At 58.7% G+C, this 15,884-nt stretch carries 11 protein-coding genes; 3 read left to right on the top strand and 8 right to left on the bottom strand.

All coding sequences use genetic code 11. From position 1 onward, the window contains the following. Positions 1 to 51: 51 nt before the first annotated feature. The 4 genes from CKW31_RS20265 to CKW31_RS20250 form a co-directional block, all read right to left on the bottom strand. Positions 52 to 888 (bottom strand): 5'-nucleotidase, lipoprotein e(P4) family, encoded by an 837-nt coding sequence (locus tag CKW31_RS20265; protein ID WP_095099096.1) that lies wholly within the window; start codon positions 886 to 888, stop codon positions 52 to 54. An 8-nt stretch (positions 889 to 896) separates the two neighbouring features. Next, on the bottom strand, positions 897 to 3,119 hold the full coding sequence (locus CKW31_RS20260; RefSeq protein WP_095099093.1) for a TonB-dependent siderophore receptor: 2,223 nt from the start codon (positions 3,117 to 3,119) through the stop codon (positions 897 to 899). A gap of 486 nt (positions 3,120 to 3,605) precedes the next feature. After that, positions 3,606 to 4,628, bottom strand: a complete 1,023-nt coding sequence (locus CKW31_RS20255) for an aldo/keto reductase (protein WP_176469930.1) — start codon at positions 4,626 to 4,628, stop codon at positions 3,606 to 3,608. Positions 4,629 to 4,738: 110 nt separating this feature from the next. Beyond that, positions 4,739 to 5,359 carry a DapH/DapD/GlmU-related protein gene (locus tag CKW31_RS20250; RefSeq protein ID WP_095099090.1) on the bottom strand — a complete coding sequence of 207 codons (621 nt, stop codon included), beginning with the start codon at positions 5,357 to 5,359 and terminating at the stop codon, positions 4,739 to 4,741. Positions 5,360 to 5,733: 374 nt separating this feature from the next. On the opposite strand from CKW31_RS20250, the gene CKW31_RS20245 reads away from it, so the two are divergent. Both CKW31_RS20245 and CKW31_RS20240 read left to right on the top strand, forming a co-directional pair. Further along, complete coding sequence (locus CKW31_RS20245; RefSeq protein WP_095099087.1) at positions 5,734 to 7,857, top strand: TonB-dependent receptor domain-containing protein; 2,124 nt, start codon at positions 5,734 to 5,736, stop codon at positions 7,855 to 7,857. A gap of 90 nt (positions 7,858 to 7,947) precedes the next feature. Continuing rightward, positions 7,948 to 9,129 carry an MFS transporter gene (locus tag CKW31_RS20240; protein ID WP_256582680.1) on the top strand — a complete coding sequence of 394 codons (1,182 nt, stop codon included), beginning with the start codon at positions 7,948 to 7,950 and terminating at the stop codon, positions 9,127 to 9,129. A gap of 346 nt (positions 9,130 to 9,475) precedes the next feature. Here CKW31_RS20240 and CKW31_RS30130 read toward each other — a convergent pair whose 3' ends face one another. Both CKW31_RS30130 and CKW31_RS20230 read right to left on the bottom strand, forming a co-directional pair. Beyond that, entirely contained in the window at positions 9,476 to 10,345 is an 870-nt protein-coding gene (locus CKW31_RS30130) for an AraC family transcriptional regulator (protein ID WP_095099084.1), read from the bottom strand. Between the two features lie 423 nt (positions 10,346 to 10,768). Further along, positions 10,769 to 11,674, bottom strand: coding sequence for a LysR family transcriptional regulator (locus tag CKW31_RS20230; protein ID WP_095099081.1), 906 nt, complete (start codon positions 11,672 to 11,674; stop codon positions 10,769 to 10,771). A gap of 117 nt (positions 11,675 to 11,791) precedes the next feature. Between CKW31_RS20230 and CKW31_RS20225 the strand changes: the two genes are divergently transcribed. Beyond that, positions 11,792 to 13,222: a mechanosensitive ion channel family protein gene (locus CKW31_RS20225; protein WP_095099078.1), complete on the top strand. Its 1,431-nt coding sequence runs from the start codon at positions 11,792 to 11,794 to the stop codon at positions 13,220 to 13,222. Between the two features lie 116 nt (positions 13,223 to 13,338). Here the strand turns inward: CKW31_RS20225 and CKW31_RS20220 are convergent, their stop codons facing one another. Together CKW31_RS20220 and CKW31_RS20215 are read right to left on the bottom strand one after the other, a co-directional pair. Continuing rightward, positions 13,339 to 14,379: a histone deacetylase family protein gene (locus tag CKW31_RS20220; protein ID WP_095099075.1), complete on the bottom strand. Its 1,041-nt coding sequence runs from the start codon at positions 14,377 to 14,379 to the stop codon at positions 13,339 to 13,341. Positions 14,380 to 14,410: 31 nt separating this feature from the next. Beyond that, positions 14,411 to 15,736 (bottom strand): MFS transporter, encoded by a 1,326-nt coding sequence (locus CKW31_RS20215; protein ID WP_095099072.1) that lies wholly within the window; start codon positions 15,734 to 15,736, stop codon positions 14,411 to 14,413. Between the last annotated feature and the right edge of the window lie 148 nt (positions 15,737 to 15,884).

The raw sequence follows: 15,884 nt of genomic DNA, 5'->3' as shown, positions 1-15,884 counted from the left end.
CCCTCGGCCCGCTGGCGAAAAGCGCCAGCGTGGAAAACATTAGCGTTGGTGTTATTGCTGGAGATCCAGCGCCTGTTGTTTGAGCTCGCGTTTGCGCGTCATGGGCAGGTCTTCCTGATCACCGTAAGGTGCGCTGTACCATTTGCCATAGGTCGGATTAGGCAGCAGGAACCAGCGCTGTCCCAACCAGGCCAGATACGGAGCGGCTGCCTTGCGCTGTGCAGCCAGGTTATTGCTGTCGGCCTGGATGAAATCGCCAAAAGAATCCCCCACCAGCATCAATACCCGTGCATGGCTGGCAACCCATTGGCGGCGGCAGGTCTTGCCATAGCCGTCCTTTTCACAACCACCAGTGGGCGTTGCCGCCGCCAGTACCTGCTGCGCGTCGTTCACTGGAAAGCCGCGAAGGCGCAGGTTTTTCACGGTGGCCGCGACTTGTGAATGCTCACGGTTGGTCAGGTAATACACCTTCACGCCACGCTGAGCAGCGGCCTGCAGGAAACCCACTGCACCCGGCAAATCCTGGGCCTTGGCCTGATCCACCCAGACGTTCCAGCGATCATAGGAGTAAACCTGATCGTTGCGAATATCCCGCGCATTAAGCGGAATGTTATCCAGCAGGGTTTCGTCGATATCGACGATCACCGCTGGTGGCAAACCGATGAGGTTGCGGGGTGCTTGCGGCAAGGCATCCCAGGTCGGATCAGCCAGCGCGACGTCGAGTTGCCGCGTGGCACCGTCGAACACCTGCCGGTAAATCAACTCGTGCTCGATGGACGTTTGCGTCCAAAGCACCGCATCCAGTTGATCATTGGCCGGAGGACGTTGCTGACACCCGGCGAGTGCAGCGCATAGCGCCAGCGTGCCACTGATAAAGAACTTGCCCATGCTTGACCTCAGAAATTCACAGTGGCTGACACTCGCGCAGTACGCGGCGCGCCGGGGAACAAATAGCCGTCGCCCGCAGACTCGCCCACGTCACGCCAGTAACGCTTATCGAACAGGTTATCGACCGTTAGACGCAGCACCGTGTCATAGCCCTCGACCCTCGTGCTATAGCGGCCGCCCATATCAAACACCGCATAGTCGTCAACCTTGACGCTGCCTTGTCGGTTGGCGTACTTGCTGCCGCTGTACTGCACACCACCGAGCAAGGCCAGGCCGTTGAAGCCAGGAATGCTGTAGTCACCGTGCAGCGCAGCGCGCAATTTAGGCACGTTGATTGCCTGATGACCGTCGTACTCCTCGGTGCCGCTGCCGGAGACGCGTGCGCGAATTGCGGCGACGCTGGCCGATACTTGCAGATTCGAGGTCACGCGGCCATTGGCCGACAGCTCCAGACCGGTATTTTTCTGCTTGCCCTGCTGAATGTAGGTCAAGGTCCCATCATCGTTGGGACGGTTGTACTGGTAGTCCTGAGTGATCTGAAACAGCGCAGCGGTCAGACTCAAGAGTTGCCAGTCGTGCTTGACCCCCAACTCGATTTGCCGGGATGTGGTCGGCGGCAGAATCTCATCGGCGTTGGTGCTGAACCATGACGCTTCGCCTCCCAGTGACAAGCCTTTGCTGTAACTGATGTACAGCGAAGTGTCCGGACGCGGTTTGTAAATCAGCGCGGCCTGAGGCAGAAACTCCGCCCGCTGGGTATGCCGGGTGGTAGCGCCGGCCTCGTCATAGGTTTTTTCGTCAAGGCGAACCTGCCGCCCGCCCAGCACGGTCTGCCACTGTTCGTTGAAGCTGATCCGGTCAGTTGCAAAAAGGCCGTATTGGCGGCTGTCGAGGTGACGGTACGTGTGGCCCGCCTCCCCCGAAAATGGCTCGAAAGTATCCGGCGTGTTGCCGATCACACCAGTGCCAATGAACTCATTGAGCGAATCACGGCGATCCACCAGACGACGGAATGCTGTGGTCCCGAACGTCAGGTCATGCTTGAGGATTCCGGTGTCGAACTGCCCTTTGATCGCGGCCTGAGCTTCGTCATTGCGGCGGGTGTCGTCAGGGCTGCGGTAGTCCGAGATATCGTACTCACCCTCGGGGCTGAAATAGTTCGCCACATTCACGCCTGCGCAACTGGCCGAGCCATAACATCCCCAGGCGAAGGTGCTGTAATCGTCGATCACCACACGGCTGCGGGAAGCGCTGAAGCTGGCTTTCCAGGAATCGTTGAAGCGGTACTCATACAACCCGTCAAGGTTCAGCGACTCAATGCCCACTGGGTTGGACCAGCTCTGGTAGCCCAGCAGATCACGGGGATTCGGGTTGTGGGGGACCCTGGTGCCGCCCAGCAACTGGTAACCCGGTACGGAACGCTGTTCGCGATTCTGGTACTCGGCGTTCAACTGCAAGAGACTGTCGGGGCTGATGTTCCAGTCGATTGCCAGTGAGGCGAAATCACGTTTGCCGTCGGCGTGGTCCACGTAAGACCGAATGTCCTCATGTGCCAGATTGGTACGAATACCGAACTGCCGTTCGCTGCCGAACCAGCCGCCCAGATCCGTAGCCAGATAACGCTCGCCCTGCTCGTTGGTGGATACCGTGACGGAGCGTACATTTTCAGGACGCTTGCTCACGTAGTTGACCAGCCCACCGGGCTCGGATACGCCGCTTTGCAGGCCCGACAAGCCCTTGAGCAACTCAATCTGCTGCTTGTTTTCCAGCGCAACGTTCTGCTCGCCGGTGATGGTCCGGCCGTTGATCTTGTAGCTGCTGGCCGAGTTGAGGGCGAAACCGCGCACCACAAAGTTTTCGTAGTAACCCACTGGCGCATAGCTCTCGCCAACGGAAGCGTCGTTGCGCAGCACTTCGCTGAGCAGGCGTGCCTGCTGATCCTTGAGTCGCTGTTCGGTGATCACGGCAATGGACGCAGGCGTGTCCAGTAATGGCGCCGAAGAAAAGCCCCCGACAGCGGCCTCACTGGCCTGATAGCCAGCGTCTTGCTCGCCGTTAACCGTGATCGCGTCAAGCTGCACGCTGTTGCTTACGGCTATCCCGTCATCGGCCCACACGGCACCCGCCAGCCAACCATTGCCCACGCCACAGGCCATCAACACGCCAACTCTCAATAGGTTTGGCGAAAACCTCGGCACGGGTGACTCAGACGCTCGATAAGACATAACCATGAAAGCTCCTTTGTGGGCGCTGTATACCGGCGCTTTATGCCGGACGCAAGGGCGAGGCCTGCAAACAGTCCGTTACAGCTGGATTTTTCAAGGAGAGAAGGCGTCAGGCAGGGGGAATGCGATCGGTAGGAGCTTGGCTTCGCCTGGGTAACATGCAAACACAGTTCCCGTGGGAGCTGCATCGGTGTCTATGGCACCGCGCTGTCTCGCGGCGAACATAGGACCTGTAGGAGCTTCCGAAGGCTGCGAAGCATTCATCCTGACACACCGCGATCGCAGCCTTCGGCAGCTCCTACAGAAAATACATCCCAATTCAGTAGGTTACATGTTGCTTGATGAGAGCCCATTCATTCGCGAAGGGCCGGTACATTCCCAACCTGGGTATTGTCCCGAATGAATTCGGTCCCTCGGGTCCAAAATGAGCCTGAAATCTTGACCAACCTGTATGCGGTGCTTGCCCGCCATACAGGCGCTGGAAAGCCATCGTCAAACCCTCGATTGGCGCCCGAGAAACGGGTGGCTCGGGTCGTTATAGCCCGGTGTGGAAGAATGCCCGGTGACCACCAGATCATTCACGAACGCCTCGTCTTCGGCCGTGAACACATAGTTCAACGCGGGCACGTAGTCGTTCCACTGCTCTTCGGTACGCGGGCCTGCGATGGCAGACGTAACCAGCTTGTTGTTAAGCACCCAGGCCAACGCGAACTGACCCGGCGTAATGCCCCGCGCTGCCGCGTGGTCCTTGACCCGCTGGGCCAGATTCAACGACTCGGCACGCCATTCAGTCTGTTGCAGGCGTGGGTCGTTGCGCCCGGCACGGGTTCCCTCGGCAGGCGGATGGGTCGGATCGTACTTGGCGGTCAATACACCCCGTGCCAGCGGGCTGTACGACACCACGCCAATCCCGTAGTACTCGGCAGCGGGCAAGTGCTCAACTTCAATCTGACGGTTAGCCAGGTTGTACAGCGGTTGAGTAGCGGCAGGACGCTCGATGCCCAGCAGATCGGCAGTACGGCTGAATTCTGCGAGTTTCCAGCCACGGTGGTTGGACAAACCATAGGAGCGGATCTTGCCCGCACGGATCAGATCCGACAGCGCCCGCAGGGTTTCTTCCACCGGCACGCTGTCATCTTCGCGATGCAGATAAAGCAGGTCGATGTAATCGGTGTTCAAACGCTTGAGGCTGGACTCCACCGACTGAAGGATGCTGGCCCGTGACGCACCACGATCATTCGGCGCACAGCCACCGGGATTGGGGTTACCGAACTTGGTGGCCAGGACCCAGTGCGAACGACGCTCGGCGATCAATCGGCCCACCACTTCTTCGGATACGCCGCCGTTGTAGTTATTGGCGGTGTCGATGAAATTGATGCCCTGTTCAAATGCCTTGTCGACAATGCGCTTTGCGACCGCATCATCGGTCTGCTCACCGAACATCATGGTGCCCAGGGTCAGTGGCGAGACCTTGACGCCGTGACGGCCAAGGTTGCGGTATTCGATAGCGCTCATGGGTGCTCCAGAAATGGGTTGATGACACTTCGGCGTTGAGTTGGCTCGCCCTGCAAGATACTCCTGAACAAGTGCATGGGGCGAGCGGCACCCGATCCCTGCCGACGCATTCAGGATGAGCCGGGGTATTGATCAACAAGACCCAGCCTTGGCACAACACTACCCTGCTCTAGCAAGGCACCCGGCGCCACCACCGCATTGGCACCGATCCTCGTACCGTCACCCACCAAAGCGCCAAATTTCGCAACGCCGGTTTCGATGATCGTATCGCCGTGCAGAATCCGGATATTCGCCCCGGCAAATTCATTGCGATAGTTCGCGATGACCGCGCCGGCCTCGATGTTCACGTCCTGGCCCAATAATGAGTCGCCCACGAAATTGAAGTGGGCAAGTTTGCTGCGGTCAAGCATGAAGCTGCTTTTCAATTCGCAGCTGGGACCGACAATACAATCGCTGCCAAGAAACACGCCGCCGCGTAAATAGGCACCTGCGGCGATAAAACAGTTTGGCCCGATGACGATCGCCCCTTTGAGTACTGCGCCGTCTTCGACCTGCGCCGTTTTATGGATAGCGATATTGCCCTGGCGCTCGTATTCGGGTCCAAGCGTCAGCAGGATCCTGCGAACAAAATGCTCGCACTGCTCTGTGACAGCCCAAGGGGAAGCGACCTCTGCGCCGAGGTCTAGCGCTTGCCAGCGCGTGATGAATTCTGAAATTAATATCCCTTGCATCCAGACTCCCCTTGAAAAGTGCACATGAACCGCTGCTTGTTATGAGCGGAAGGTCTGGGATGGTTACACATATTTGAAAATCAGGCAGGCGGCGTTCATGCCAACAAAGATGCTTTGAATGTACCGAGCCCTCTTCGAATGAATTCGCCCCTATCAAATAAAATGCCCGCCCTGATTTGGAATGCTGTTCTGTAGTTCACGAGCACCGCTAGGCAGCAATGGCGGTATGTCTGACACACCGCTATCGCGGCCTCGCGGTGCTCGTGCGCTCCTACAGGTCTATGTTCATACAAAAAACAAAATTGCCGTGTGCTTCTTTCGTTCTTTCATACGTCGCAAGCTTCATTGCCTGTTTTCTATGTTTGGAGCCTTTAATGCTTTCGCCGAAATCCCTGCCCACTGCGCTGTTGGGCCTGGCCCTTGTCTGTCCGGCGCTGGCCGAGGCTCAGGAAGTGGAACTGGGCCAGGTGCTGATCCGTGATCAGGAGCGAGGCGGCGAGGACCAGTCAGTCGAAGACGCGAAGGAACAACTGGCCAAGGTGCCCGGCGGCAGCAACGTCATCGACCTGCGTCAACCACTACAGGGCCGCGTGGCCAGCAATCAGGATGTGTTGGCGTATCAGCCTGGGGTCTATGCCCAGTCTGCGGGCAACGAAGGAGTAAAAATCTCCATACGCGGCTCGGGTATCAACCGCGCACCGGGTGCCCACGCCTCCGGCCTGTACACAATGCTCGATGGCCTGCCGCTCACCGGCCCTGGCGGTACGCCCTACGAGTTACTCGAGCCGCTGTGGCTCGACCACGTGGAAGTGCTACGCGGCGCGAACGGTTTTGACCGGGGCGCTCTGGCGTTGGGCGGTGCCATCAACTACGTCAGCCACACTGGCCACGACGCTCCACTGCTGCAAGTACGCTACGTAACCGGCAGCCACGGCTACCAACAGCGGCAGATCAGCTCCGGGCAAGTACTGGGCGACTTCGACTATTACGTGGCGATGACCGATGCGCGCTCCGATGGCTATCAAGACCACACGTCCAGCGAAAGCCAGGGTGTCATCGCCAACTTCGGGTATCGCTTCAATCCGAATCTGGAAACCCGGTTCTATTTCCGCCATCGCGAGACCGATAACGAACTTGCCGGGCGGGTCACCAAGAACTCCATCGAGCACGACCCACGCGCCGCCAACCCCACTTATGAATCGCGGGACTATAATCGCGACCAGCCGGGGAGCACGTTTATCGGAAACAAAACCACCTGGTACATCGACGACGATTCAAGCATCGAGACCGGCCTCGCCTACCACGATTACCCCATGGACCTGCGCGAAGGGCCTAACCGCCTCAGAGTGGCCTATACAGATGTCAGCGGCACCTTCGACTACAAGCGCCGTGACACCCTGTGGGGTCTGGAAAGCAACAGCACGTTGGGGCTGCGCGTCACCAAGCACTTGCCCAACTCCGGCGCCAGCGAGTTCGTGCGTATCCCGACCGGCAACACCGCCGGGTATGCGCCGGGCACCCGCATTCGTGACTTCACCTACCAAGGCTCGGACACCGTTCTGCACGTCGGCAATGATCTGGAGATCGCAGACGACCTGTGGCTGACCACGGGCCTCGCAGCGATCTACACCCGCCGTGAGAGTGCCGTGACCTACCCTGATGGCGGTGGCAAAACCAGCATGGGCGACTGGGACTACGCGCCAAGACTGGGCATGCGCTATCAGTTGACGCCTGACATGCAGGTGTTCGCCAATCTCAGCCGCTCGGTGGAAGGCCCGCATCCGTGGTCGCTGATCTACAGCGCTGACCAGCGATTCCCGGCGGGCAGCGGAGTTGCCACCGGTGCCCAGCGTGATCCGGTCAAGCTACACAATCAGACCGCTACCACCTTGGAAATTGGCGGCCGCGGCGACAGCACACTCGGCGAATGGAGCCTGGCGTGGTATTACGCGCAAGTCCGTCACGAACTGCTTTCGGTGCTGCCGGATGCCAACGCCACCACGCCTTACGAGCTCAACGCCAGCCCTACCATTCACCAGGGCGTGGAAGCCAGCCTGCAGAGCAAACTGTGGTCCCACGAAGGAGGCGAACTGAGCTTGCGTCAGGCTTATACCTTCAGTGATTTCCACTACCGCGACGATGATCGCTTCGGCGATAACCGTCTGCCGGGCCTGCCAATGCATTACTACCAGGGCGAACTGCGTTACGACTGGCCAAAAGGCTTCTTTGCTGCCTTCAACACCCAGTTGGTGTCAAAAACCGCCGTGGACTACGCCAACAGCTACTACGCTGATCCTTACGCGCTGTTCGGGGCGACAGTAGGTTACAACGCCCCGAAGAACGACTGGCAGACCTGGGTCGACATGCGCAACCTGACCAACAAACATTACGCCGCCACTGTCACGCCGGGCTATGACGACCGAGGACTGGACGCGGCACGCTCCACGCCAGGCGAAGGTCTTGGAGTTTATGTAGGGGTGTCGTGGAGTTTGCGCTGAGGGCCTGAACGGCTGTCATTGAGCGGTTTGAAACTGCTAGGATTCGGCCCTGCTGTTGGCGTACTCACCGCTTGACGCTAAGGACTTCGATTGAATACCGCTGCACTGCCCCGCCGCCCCGGCAAGGGAAAAATAGCCCTGCAAGGGCTGCTGCAAATATTGTCCTGGGGCGGATCGTTCTATCTGCTCGGCGTGCTGGCCGATCCTATCGCTGCCGACACGGGCTGGCCTCATCAATGGGTTCTGGGCGGCGCATCCATCGGTTTGCTGGTGGCCAGCCTGTTATCGCCCTTGTGCGGACGATTGATTGCCCGCATCGGCGGGCGCAGAGTGCTGGCCGCCCATGGTCTGATCCTCGCAGCGGGCCTGTGGATGATGGCGCTGGCACCCTCATTACCCGTCTTTCTGCTGGCCTGGGTCATCATCGGCGTCGCCATGGCCAGCGGACTTTACGATGCGCTGTTCACGTCACTGGGCTCCACCTATGGGCTGGAAGCACGGCCGATCATTGTCGGCATCACGTTGATTTCAGGGTTTTGCACCACCGTCATCTGGCCGTTGCTGGCGGTGATGGATCACCTCATGGGCTGGCGAATGACCTGTGGGGTGTTCGGCACCGTTGTTTTGTTTGTGCTCTATCCGCTATACCGTTATGCGCTGGACGCCCATGTGCCGGTTGCAGCATCCGGACATGCCAGCCAAGGCAGCGGCACGCCGCTCGCCTCCTCTATTTACTGGTCCATGACGGCGCTCTTCGCCATTGCCGCAGCGTTGATGACCTGTCTCTCCATTGTGATCCTCACCATCCTGCAAGCCCGCGGGCACAGCCTCGCATCAGCCATTGCACTGGCAGCGATGATCGGCCCGGCTCAGGTGCTATGCCGGGTCATCGACCTGATGTTCAAACGCAAGGCGCCGATGTTCACAGCGCTGTTGTCCAGCGGTTTTACGGCTTTGGGATTGCTGCTGGTGGACTTCGCACCGAGCCTCGTGGCGTGGGGTCTGGTGTGTTACGGCGCAGGCAACGGCTTGCGCGCCATTGTGAAAAGCACTTTGCCGTTGGTGGTGGTGCATCAAAGCGATTACGCGGTGGTGTCCGGCAAAATGGCACGCCCGGCATTACTGGCCCAGGCCATAGCGCCCATCGCCTGCGGTTATGTGATCTCGCAGCTGGGCAGCGAAGCGATGATCCATGTGCTGACCGCAATGGCATTGATTGCCTTCGGGTTGTGCCTGTGGCTTGCGAGGTTGGTGGCGCGGCGGACGGCGTGAAAGACGCCTGAGTACGAATTGGAAGGCTATCCCCTGTGTGGGAGATTCTATGCTGGCCTGCAAGCGTTGATCCCGGTGGGAGCGAATTCATTCGCGAAGAGGCCATTGGATTCGGCGCCTTTGCGCAGCCTGAAATACCTCCTTCCCGGATGAAGTGGAGCGCCAACCTGTGGGAGCGGTGCTTGCCCGCGATAAGGCTGGACCCGATTTAAAGTGAATTGCGTCCAGCTTTATCGCGGGCAAGCACCGCTCCCACAGGACTGGCGTCGAACCTGATAGCTGTGGGCTGCTGGACGACAGCCTCCTCTTCATCATGGCTATCGAGTGAGCAGCTCAGACAAGCTCTTCAACCCAGAACAATCAGCGCCCCACGCTGAGCCGCACGCCATGTACTGGGCGTCACTCCCACCAGCCGCGTGAAAACCCGGGTCAGGTGCGGCTGGTCTGAAAACCCGCACGCCTGGGCAATCTCGACCAGCGACCGTCCAGGCTGGGCTATCAACAACTCCTTGGCCTTCTCGACGCGCATCTGCAGCAACCAGGTGTGCGGCGCAACGCCCGTGGCCTGTTTGAACGCGCGAGAGAAGTGACTGCGACTCAGCGAACACTCCCGAGCAATCCGCTCCACAGAAAGATCGTTGCCCAGATTGCTGGCGATCATTTCCTTGGCCAGACGCTCCTGCATCGGCGTCAGCGTGGTAGTGAATTTTCCGGTCATAGAGGCAACGCGCCCGTATTGAGTGACCGAATGCGCGCACATCGCCAACAGGATGTGATCAATGAACAACTGATTGGCGGCTGCCGGATTGCGTAGCGCGGGCAGCATCGCCTGCGCCAGGTGGTACAGCACCGGATCCTGAGCACCCTGTTCGTAGCGGAATCCACTGATGATCCGCCCGCCATTTTCACGCTGGTATTCGTCGAAGGTCTGTCGCGGAATGTTGAAGCGCAGATTGTCATAAGAGGCGCGATGCTGGCAGCGCAACTCATCCCCCATGAATGGCAAGGAAACACTGCCTTGACGATAACCACCGGCATAACTCAAACGTCGGCCGCGCCATAACCGATGCTCGGCAAAATCCTCGAGCTGGACGATGATCGAAAAGGCATCGAGGCAGGGAATATCAATGATCTTCTCAGGATCCGGGCGTGCATCCACCACCCGCGTGGCGGAGAATTTTTCGGTATGCAAATGGGCGATTGCGGGGGCGCTCAAGTTGATTCCTTCAGCTCGGGGCGGGTAACAGGTTCAACCTACTCTATCGGCAAAACCAGACATCCGCGACCGGGCTCTTGTCGGACGATATATCGCTACTGAATAAATCTTTTCTCTGAAGGAGCTCACGAGCACCGTGAGGCAGCGATGGCGGCCTTTCTGATAAACCGCTATCGCGGCCTGGCGGTGCTCGTGCGCTCTCATCAAACAACGGCAAAATACTGGCTTGAAATACATTTTCTGTAGGAGCTGCCGAAGGCTGCGAAGCATTTCTCCTGACATACCGCCATCGCAGCCTTCGGCAGCTCCTACAGATCCTGTGTTGTTGCGCGACAGCGCGACGACCTGACGATATGGCGACGGGGCAGTTGCTGGTCGTGAGTTGATCGCGGCAGCGCTGAACTCATGCCGGGCTTGATTCGTTCAGTCAGGCGATACCAGTGCCGGGCACTGAACCAGATGTTCTTTCAGGAACTCAATTAACGCTTGCACCGGACGCGAGCCCTGACGATGTTGCGGGTAGACCGCCGACAACGCCAGTGATGGCGTGCGGAACTCGTTCAACACGCGGACCAGACGCCCGTCTTCCAGCGCCGCGCCGACAATGAACAGCGGCAGATAGGTGATCCCCAACCCGCCAATGGCAGCATCGCGCAACAGCTCGCCATTATTGGAGCGCATGCGTCCGCACAGGCTGACCGCCAAGGGCTTGCCATTTCGCTCAAAGCGCCACTGCACCTGACGGCTATGGCCATAAGGCAAACAATCATGATGCTTGAGCTCTTCCGGCTCGGCAGGGGCGCCGTGTCGTTCAAGGTAGTCTGGACTGCAACAGAACACCCGCTCGATATTGGCAATGTGACGGGCAATCAGCGTCGAGTCTTCCAGTACACCGATGCGCAGCGCCAGGTCGTACCCCTCCCCCAGCAAATCCACGGCGCGATCACTCAGGTCCACTTCTACTGACACCTCGGGAAAGCGTTGCAGGAAAACCGGCAACAACGGCCCCAGATGTTCGACGGCGAACGACAACGGCGCAGTAATACGAATGGTGCCCCGCGGTTGAGTGTTCTGCCCGGCTATGCTCTGCTCGGCCTGTTCAAGATCCGCCACCAACCGCAACGCCGATTCGTAATAGGCCTGGCCCAACGGTGTGACGTCCAGCCGGCGGGTTGAACGGTTGAGCAAGCGCACGCCGAGACGCTCTTCGAGTTGAATGAGGCGCCGGCTGATGAATTGCTTGGAAAGCCCTAACTGTTCGGCGGCAACAGTGAAACTCCCGGATTCCATCACTTGGGTAAATATGCGCATATCTTCGAAAGGGTTCATTGTCGCTCACCGGTTGACAGTCCAACGCTTTCTACCAGCTTTATCCGCCCAATGCATGCGCTTAATCTGCGCTGACTGTATTCCCATCGCTGCACCGACTTCCTACAGGATCAGATCATGCCCGCATTTATTCAAAGCTATCCGCTGATCTGCAGCCTGTTGCTGGTCCTGCTGGATCTGGTCAGTTGGAACCTGGTGCCGTACCCCTATCGATTGCAGAAAGTTGCGGCTCGGCTGGCGTTGTTTCTGGTTTATAGCGTGGTGATCATCAGCGCGGGCCTCAGCCCACTGGACAGCGCCCCCTGGGAAGAAGACAGCGCCCGGCATCTGGCGGCCACCGCACTGGAAATCGTCTGGTGGATTCTGGCGGCGAGGACCCTGACTGAAATCATTGGCACGCTGCTGATGCGCCGCATCGGTCACAGCGGTCGCTTGCTGCAGGAAGTGATCGGTGCCGTGATCTTTCTGATCGCTATCGTGGCTGCCGCCGGTTATGTGATGCAGCTTCCCGTCAAAGGCTTGCTGGCGACTTCCGGAGCAATGGCCATCGTGGTCGGTCTGGCGTTGCAGAGCACGTTGGCCGACGTGTTCTCAGGGATCATCCTCAACACCACCAAGCCCTATCAGGTCGACGACTCAATCAGCATTGACGGCGTAGAAGGCAAAGTCGTCGATATCGACTGGCGTGCTACTCACTTGCTGACCGGCACCGGCAGCACGGCGGTCATCCCGAACTCGGTGGCCGCCAAAGCCAAAATCGTCAATCTGAGTCGGCCCAAGGACATGTTCGGGGTATCGATCAACATCATGGTCTCGCCCCACATTCGCCCGCGCCGCGTATTGGATGCACTGGACCGCGCGCTACAAGGCAGCAGCGCCCTGCTGCCATTCCCCAAGGCCCGTGCGGTGGTCAAGGAAGCCAGCCCTACCACCATCGAATATACCGTCACCGGTTTCATCAAGGATCTGGACAAGAAGAGCGAAGTCCGCAACCTGCTGTTCGACCTCGCTTACCGTCACCTTGAAGCAGCAGGCATTGCCTGGCAGTCCGACGTGGTGGCAGAACCGGTATCCCGCGCCCGGACCCTGCTGGACGAAGTGAAGGTATTCCGCGCACTGAACATCGAAGAGAAAAACCACCTGGCGCAGAGCATGTCCGCCAGGGAGTACGCCGCAGGCCAGGTGATCATCGAAGCCAATGAAGTGACCGACAGCCTGCTGGTGATCGCCACCGGCGTTGTGTCGGCCGAAGTGTCCGACGGCAAGGCCTTCATCGAAGCCGGGCGCATGGGCCCAAGCGAAGTGATGGGCGAACAGAGCGTCCTTGACGATACGCCGTCCGAAGCACGCTTCACGGCTCTTACCTCATGCGTGGTGTACAGCATCGACAAGAGCATGGCCCGGGAAACCATGGAACGTGAAGGCCAGATCAAGAACGCCCTGAAAAAACTTCAGGCCGTGCGCCAACACAGCAGCCAGTCATTGCTGACCGAGAAACCGGCAGCCATCAAGAAAGGCAGTTTTCTGGGGTGGTTGCAGAAGCGGTGAAATGTCCATTGCCCTGCGCAGTCTGTAGGAGCTGCCGAAGGCTGCGAAGCAATTTTACTGACACACCGCTTTCGCAGCCTTCGGCAGCTCCTACAGAAACCGTATAAACCGGACTCTCAGGCCTTGCGCACTGCATCCTTCCAGACCTGTGCCCCATCAAAAAACGCATGGGCATTTCTGACCAGTGTTTCCAGGTGGTAACCGCCTTCCTGCACGATCACGCATGGCAAGCCCAGGCTGCGAATCCGCTCACCGAGTTTCGCGAATCCTTCACGGGTCACGGCCACCTGACTCTGTGGGTCATGCTCGTAAATATCGAAGCCCAGGGACAACACCAGCACCTGCGCGTCAAAAGATTTGACGGCGTCCAGCGCCTGCTCAAGTTTGTCCATGAACACCGACTCAGGCGAACCATGGGGCATCGGGAAGTTCACGTTGCAACCCACTCCAGCGCCTGCGCCCTGCTCGTCTTCGAACCCGGCAACGCCAGGGTAAAAGTTCTCCGGATCGCCATGAATGGAGACATACAACACATCATCGCGATCGTAAAATATTTCCTGAATCCCCTGACCGTGGTGCATGTCAGTGTCCAGCACGGCGACCCGCTCGAAGCCATCGCGTAAAACCTGAGCAGCCACTGCCGCGCTGTTGAGGTAGCAAAAACCACCGGCAGCTTCTTTGCGGGCGTGGTGTCCGGGTGGACGGCACAGCGCATACGCCGCTGGTTCCCCGTCGAGCACGGCTTTGGCCGCCGCAACCGCACTTTGAGCAGACCAGTAAGCGGAACGCCAGGTGCTTTCGCCCACCGGGCAACTGCCATCTGCCAGATAACGGGCAGCCTGAGCGAGAATGCCGCGCAGAGCATTGGGCTCGCGAACGAAGATATTCGACATCACTTCATCGCCCCAGTCCTCGGGCATCTTCTTCCACTCTGTATGCGCGCTTTTCAAGAACGTCAGATAAGCATCGCTGTGGACCGCCAGCAAAGGATCGAGGCCGAAATCAGCCGGTTGCCGAATATCGAACGCCAGGCCCTGAACCGCTTGCAGCAAATTCCGGGCTCGTTGTGGGACTTCCTGTGGCGTGCGCATTTGCCCACGGGAGTAATAGCTCTTCGGGAAATGCAGAAGCTGTTCAGGATGAAAAAAACTGAGCATGGGATGTTCCTCATTCAGTAGGTCGCGGCAATCAGGCTTCGCGAGCAGTTTCCAGTTCGAATGCTGTGGCATGTCGCTTGGCGAGTGCCAATACACAGATCAGCGAGGTGCCCGCAATCAGGCTGTAGAACAGTGCCATCGGCCACCATTGGCCGGGATAGGAATGCGCCAGCCAGGTGCCGATCAACGGAGTAAGACCGCCTGCCAGGGCGCCGCACACCTGATACGCCAGGGAGATCGCTGTGTAGCGAACCCGGGTTTCAAACATGCCACTGACGTAACCGGCGATCACCGCATAAAACGACGCCATACAGACCACCGCCAGGGCGATTCCGAGAATGATCAACGGTGCCTGACCGCTGCTGACCAGAATGAACATCGGATACGGTGAGGCCATCGCCAGTATCGTCACGCCGCACAGGAAGCGCGTGGCACCGATTTTCTCCGCAACCCATGCGGCGATGGGCTGAATGCAGAACTGGATGATCGCCACCACAAACAAGCACTCCAGAATCAGCGACCGTGGCAGGCCCAGTTGCTGAGTGGTGTACGCAATCATGAAGGTGTTAGTGAAATACACACCGGCGATGCCCAAGGTGTTTGCGCCGATGCACAACAGCAAAGGCCGCCATGAAGTCTTGAGCACCTCGAATACCGGAGCCTGCGCCTTACGCCCGGACTTTGCGACATCCAGTCGTGCCTGCTCTTTGTCATTGAGAAATTCAGGTGATTCATTGACGCCCAGGCGAATCGCCAAGCCTACGACCAGCAAGGCTGCGCTGGCCAGAAACGGCAGGCGCCAGCCCCAGCTCATCAGGTCTTCCTCTGGGAGACGCGTTACTGCGCTGAACGCCAGCAGCGAAAGGATCAAACCCGCCGGGCTGCCCAACTGCGCAAAGGAGGCAAAGAAATTACGTCGGCCTTTGGGCGCATGTTCACCCGCCATCAACACTGCGCCGCCCCACTCGCCTCCGACGGCAATGCCTTGCACCACACGCAGCAGGATGAGCAACACCGGGGCCGCTGCGCCGATTTGCGCATAAGTCGGCAGCAAGCCGATACAGACCGTGACCACGCCCATCATCACCAATGTGATGACCAGCGACTTCTTGCGGCCGATCCGGTCGCCGATGTGACCAAACACGATGCCGCCCAGGGGCCGGGCGAAAAAGCCCACGGCAAAGGTACCGAAGGCCGCCATGGTGCTGAACAATTTATCTTCAGAGGGGAAAAAGAGCTGACCGAATACCAGCGCGGCGGCGGTGGCATAGATATAAAAGTCGTACCACTCGATCATCGTACCGATGAACGCGGCAGCAGCAGCCCGGCGTGGCTGCGCAGAAGCAGTGGGCTTCATGAATCAACTCCATTGGTTAGTTTTTTTTGGCAGGAGGAAAAGGTGTTGCCGGGTCGCTCTGTTGGCAACTCTGGACTGATTTTTTGCCCACGAGGCATAATCAGTCAAATTTCTATTTATTATTCGAACTATAAGCCGCAATTATAGT

The organism is Pseudomonas sp. Irchel 3A5, assembly GCF_900187575.1.
Classification (GTDB): Bacteria; Pseudomonadota; Gammaproteobacteria; order Pseudomonadales; family Pseudomonadaceae; genus Aquipseudomonas; species Aquipseudomonas folii.
Note: the sequence above shows the minus strand (reverse complement) of the source record. Positions and strands in the feature narration are given on the sequence as shown.

Coding starts and splice junctions, on each gene's coding strand:
- CKW31_RS20265 (WP_095099096.1), bottom strand. CDS start 888: ATGGGCAAGTTCTTTATCAGTGGCACGCTGGCGCTATGCGCTGCACTC.
- CKW31_RS20260 (WP_095099093.1), bottom strand. CDS start 3,119: ATGGTTATGTCTTATCGAGCGTCTGAGTCACCCGTGCCGAGGTTTTCG.
- CKW31_RS20255 (WP_176469930.1), bottom strand. CDS start 4,628: ATGAGCGCTATCGAATACCGCAACCTTGGCCGTCACGGCGTCAAGGTC.
- CKW31_RS20250 (WP_095099090.1), bottom strand. CDS start 5,359: ATGCAAGGGATATTAATTTCAGAATTCATCACGCGCTGGCAAGCGCTA.
- CKW31_RS20245 (WP_095099087.1), top strand. CDS start 5,734: ATGCTTTCGCCGAAATCCCTGCCCACTGCGCTGTTGGGCCTGGCCCTT.
- CKW31_RS20230 (WP_095099081.1), bottom strand. CDS start 11,674: ATGAACCCTTTCGAAGATATGCGCATATTTACCCAAGTGATGGAATCC.
- CKW31_RS20225 (WP_095099078.1), top strand. CDS start 11,792: ATGCCCGCATTTATTCAAAGCTATCCGCTGATCTGCAGCCTGTTGCTG.
- CKW31_RS20220 (WP_095099075.1), bottom strand. CDS start 14,379: ATGCTCAGTTTTTTTCATCCTGAACAGCTTCTGCATTTCCCGAAGAGC.
- CKW31_RS20215 (WP_095099072.1), bottom strand. CDS start 15,736: ATGAAGCCCACTGCTTCTGCGCAGCCACGCCGGGCTGCTGCTGCCGCG.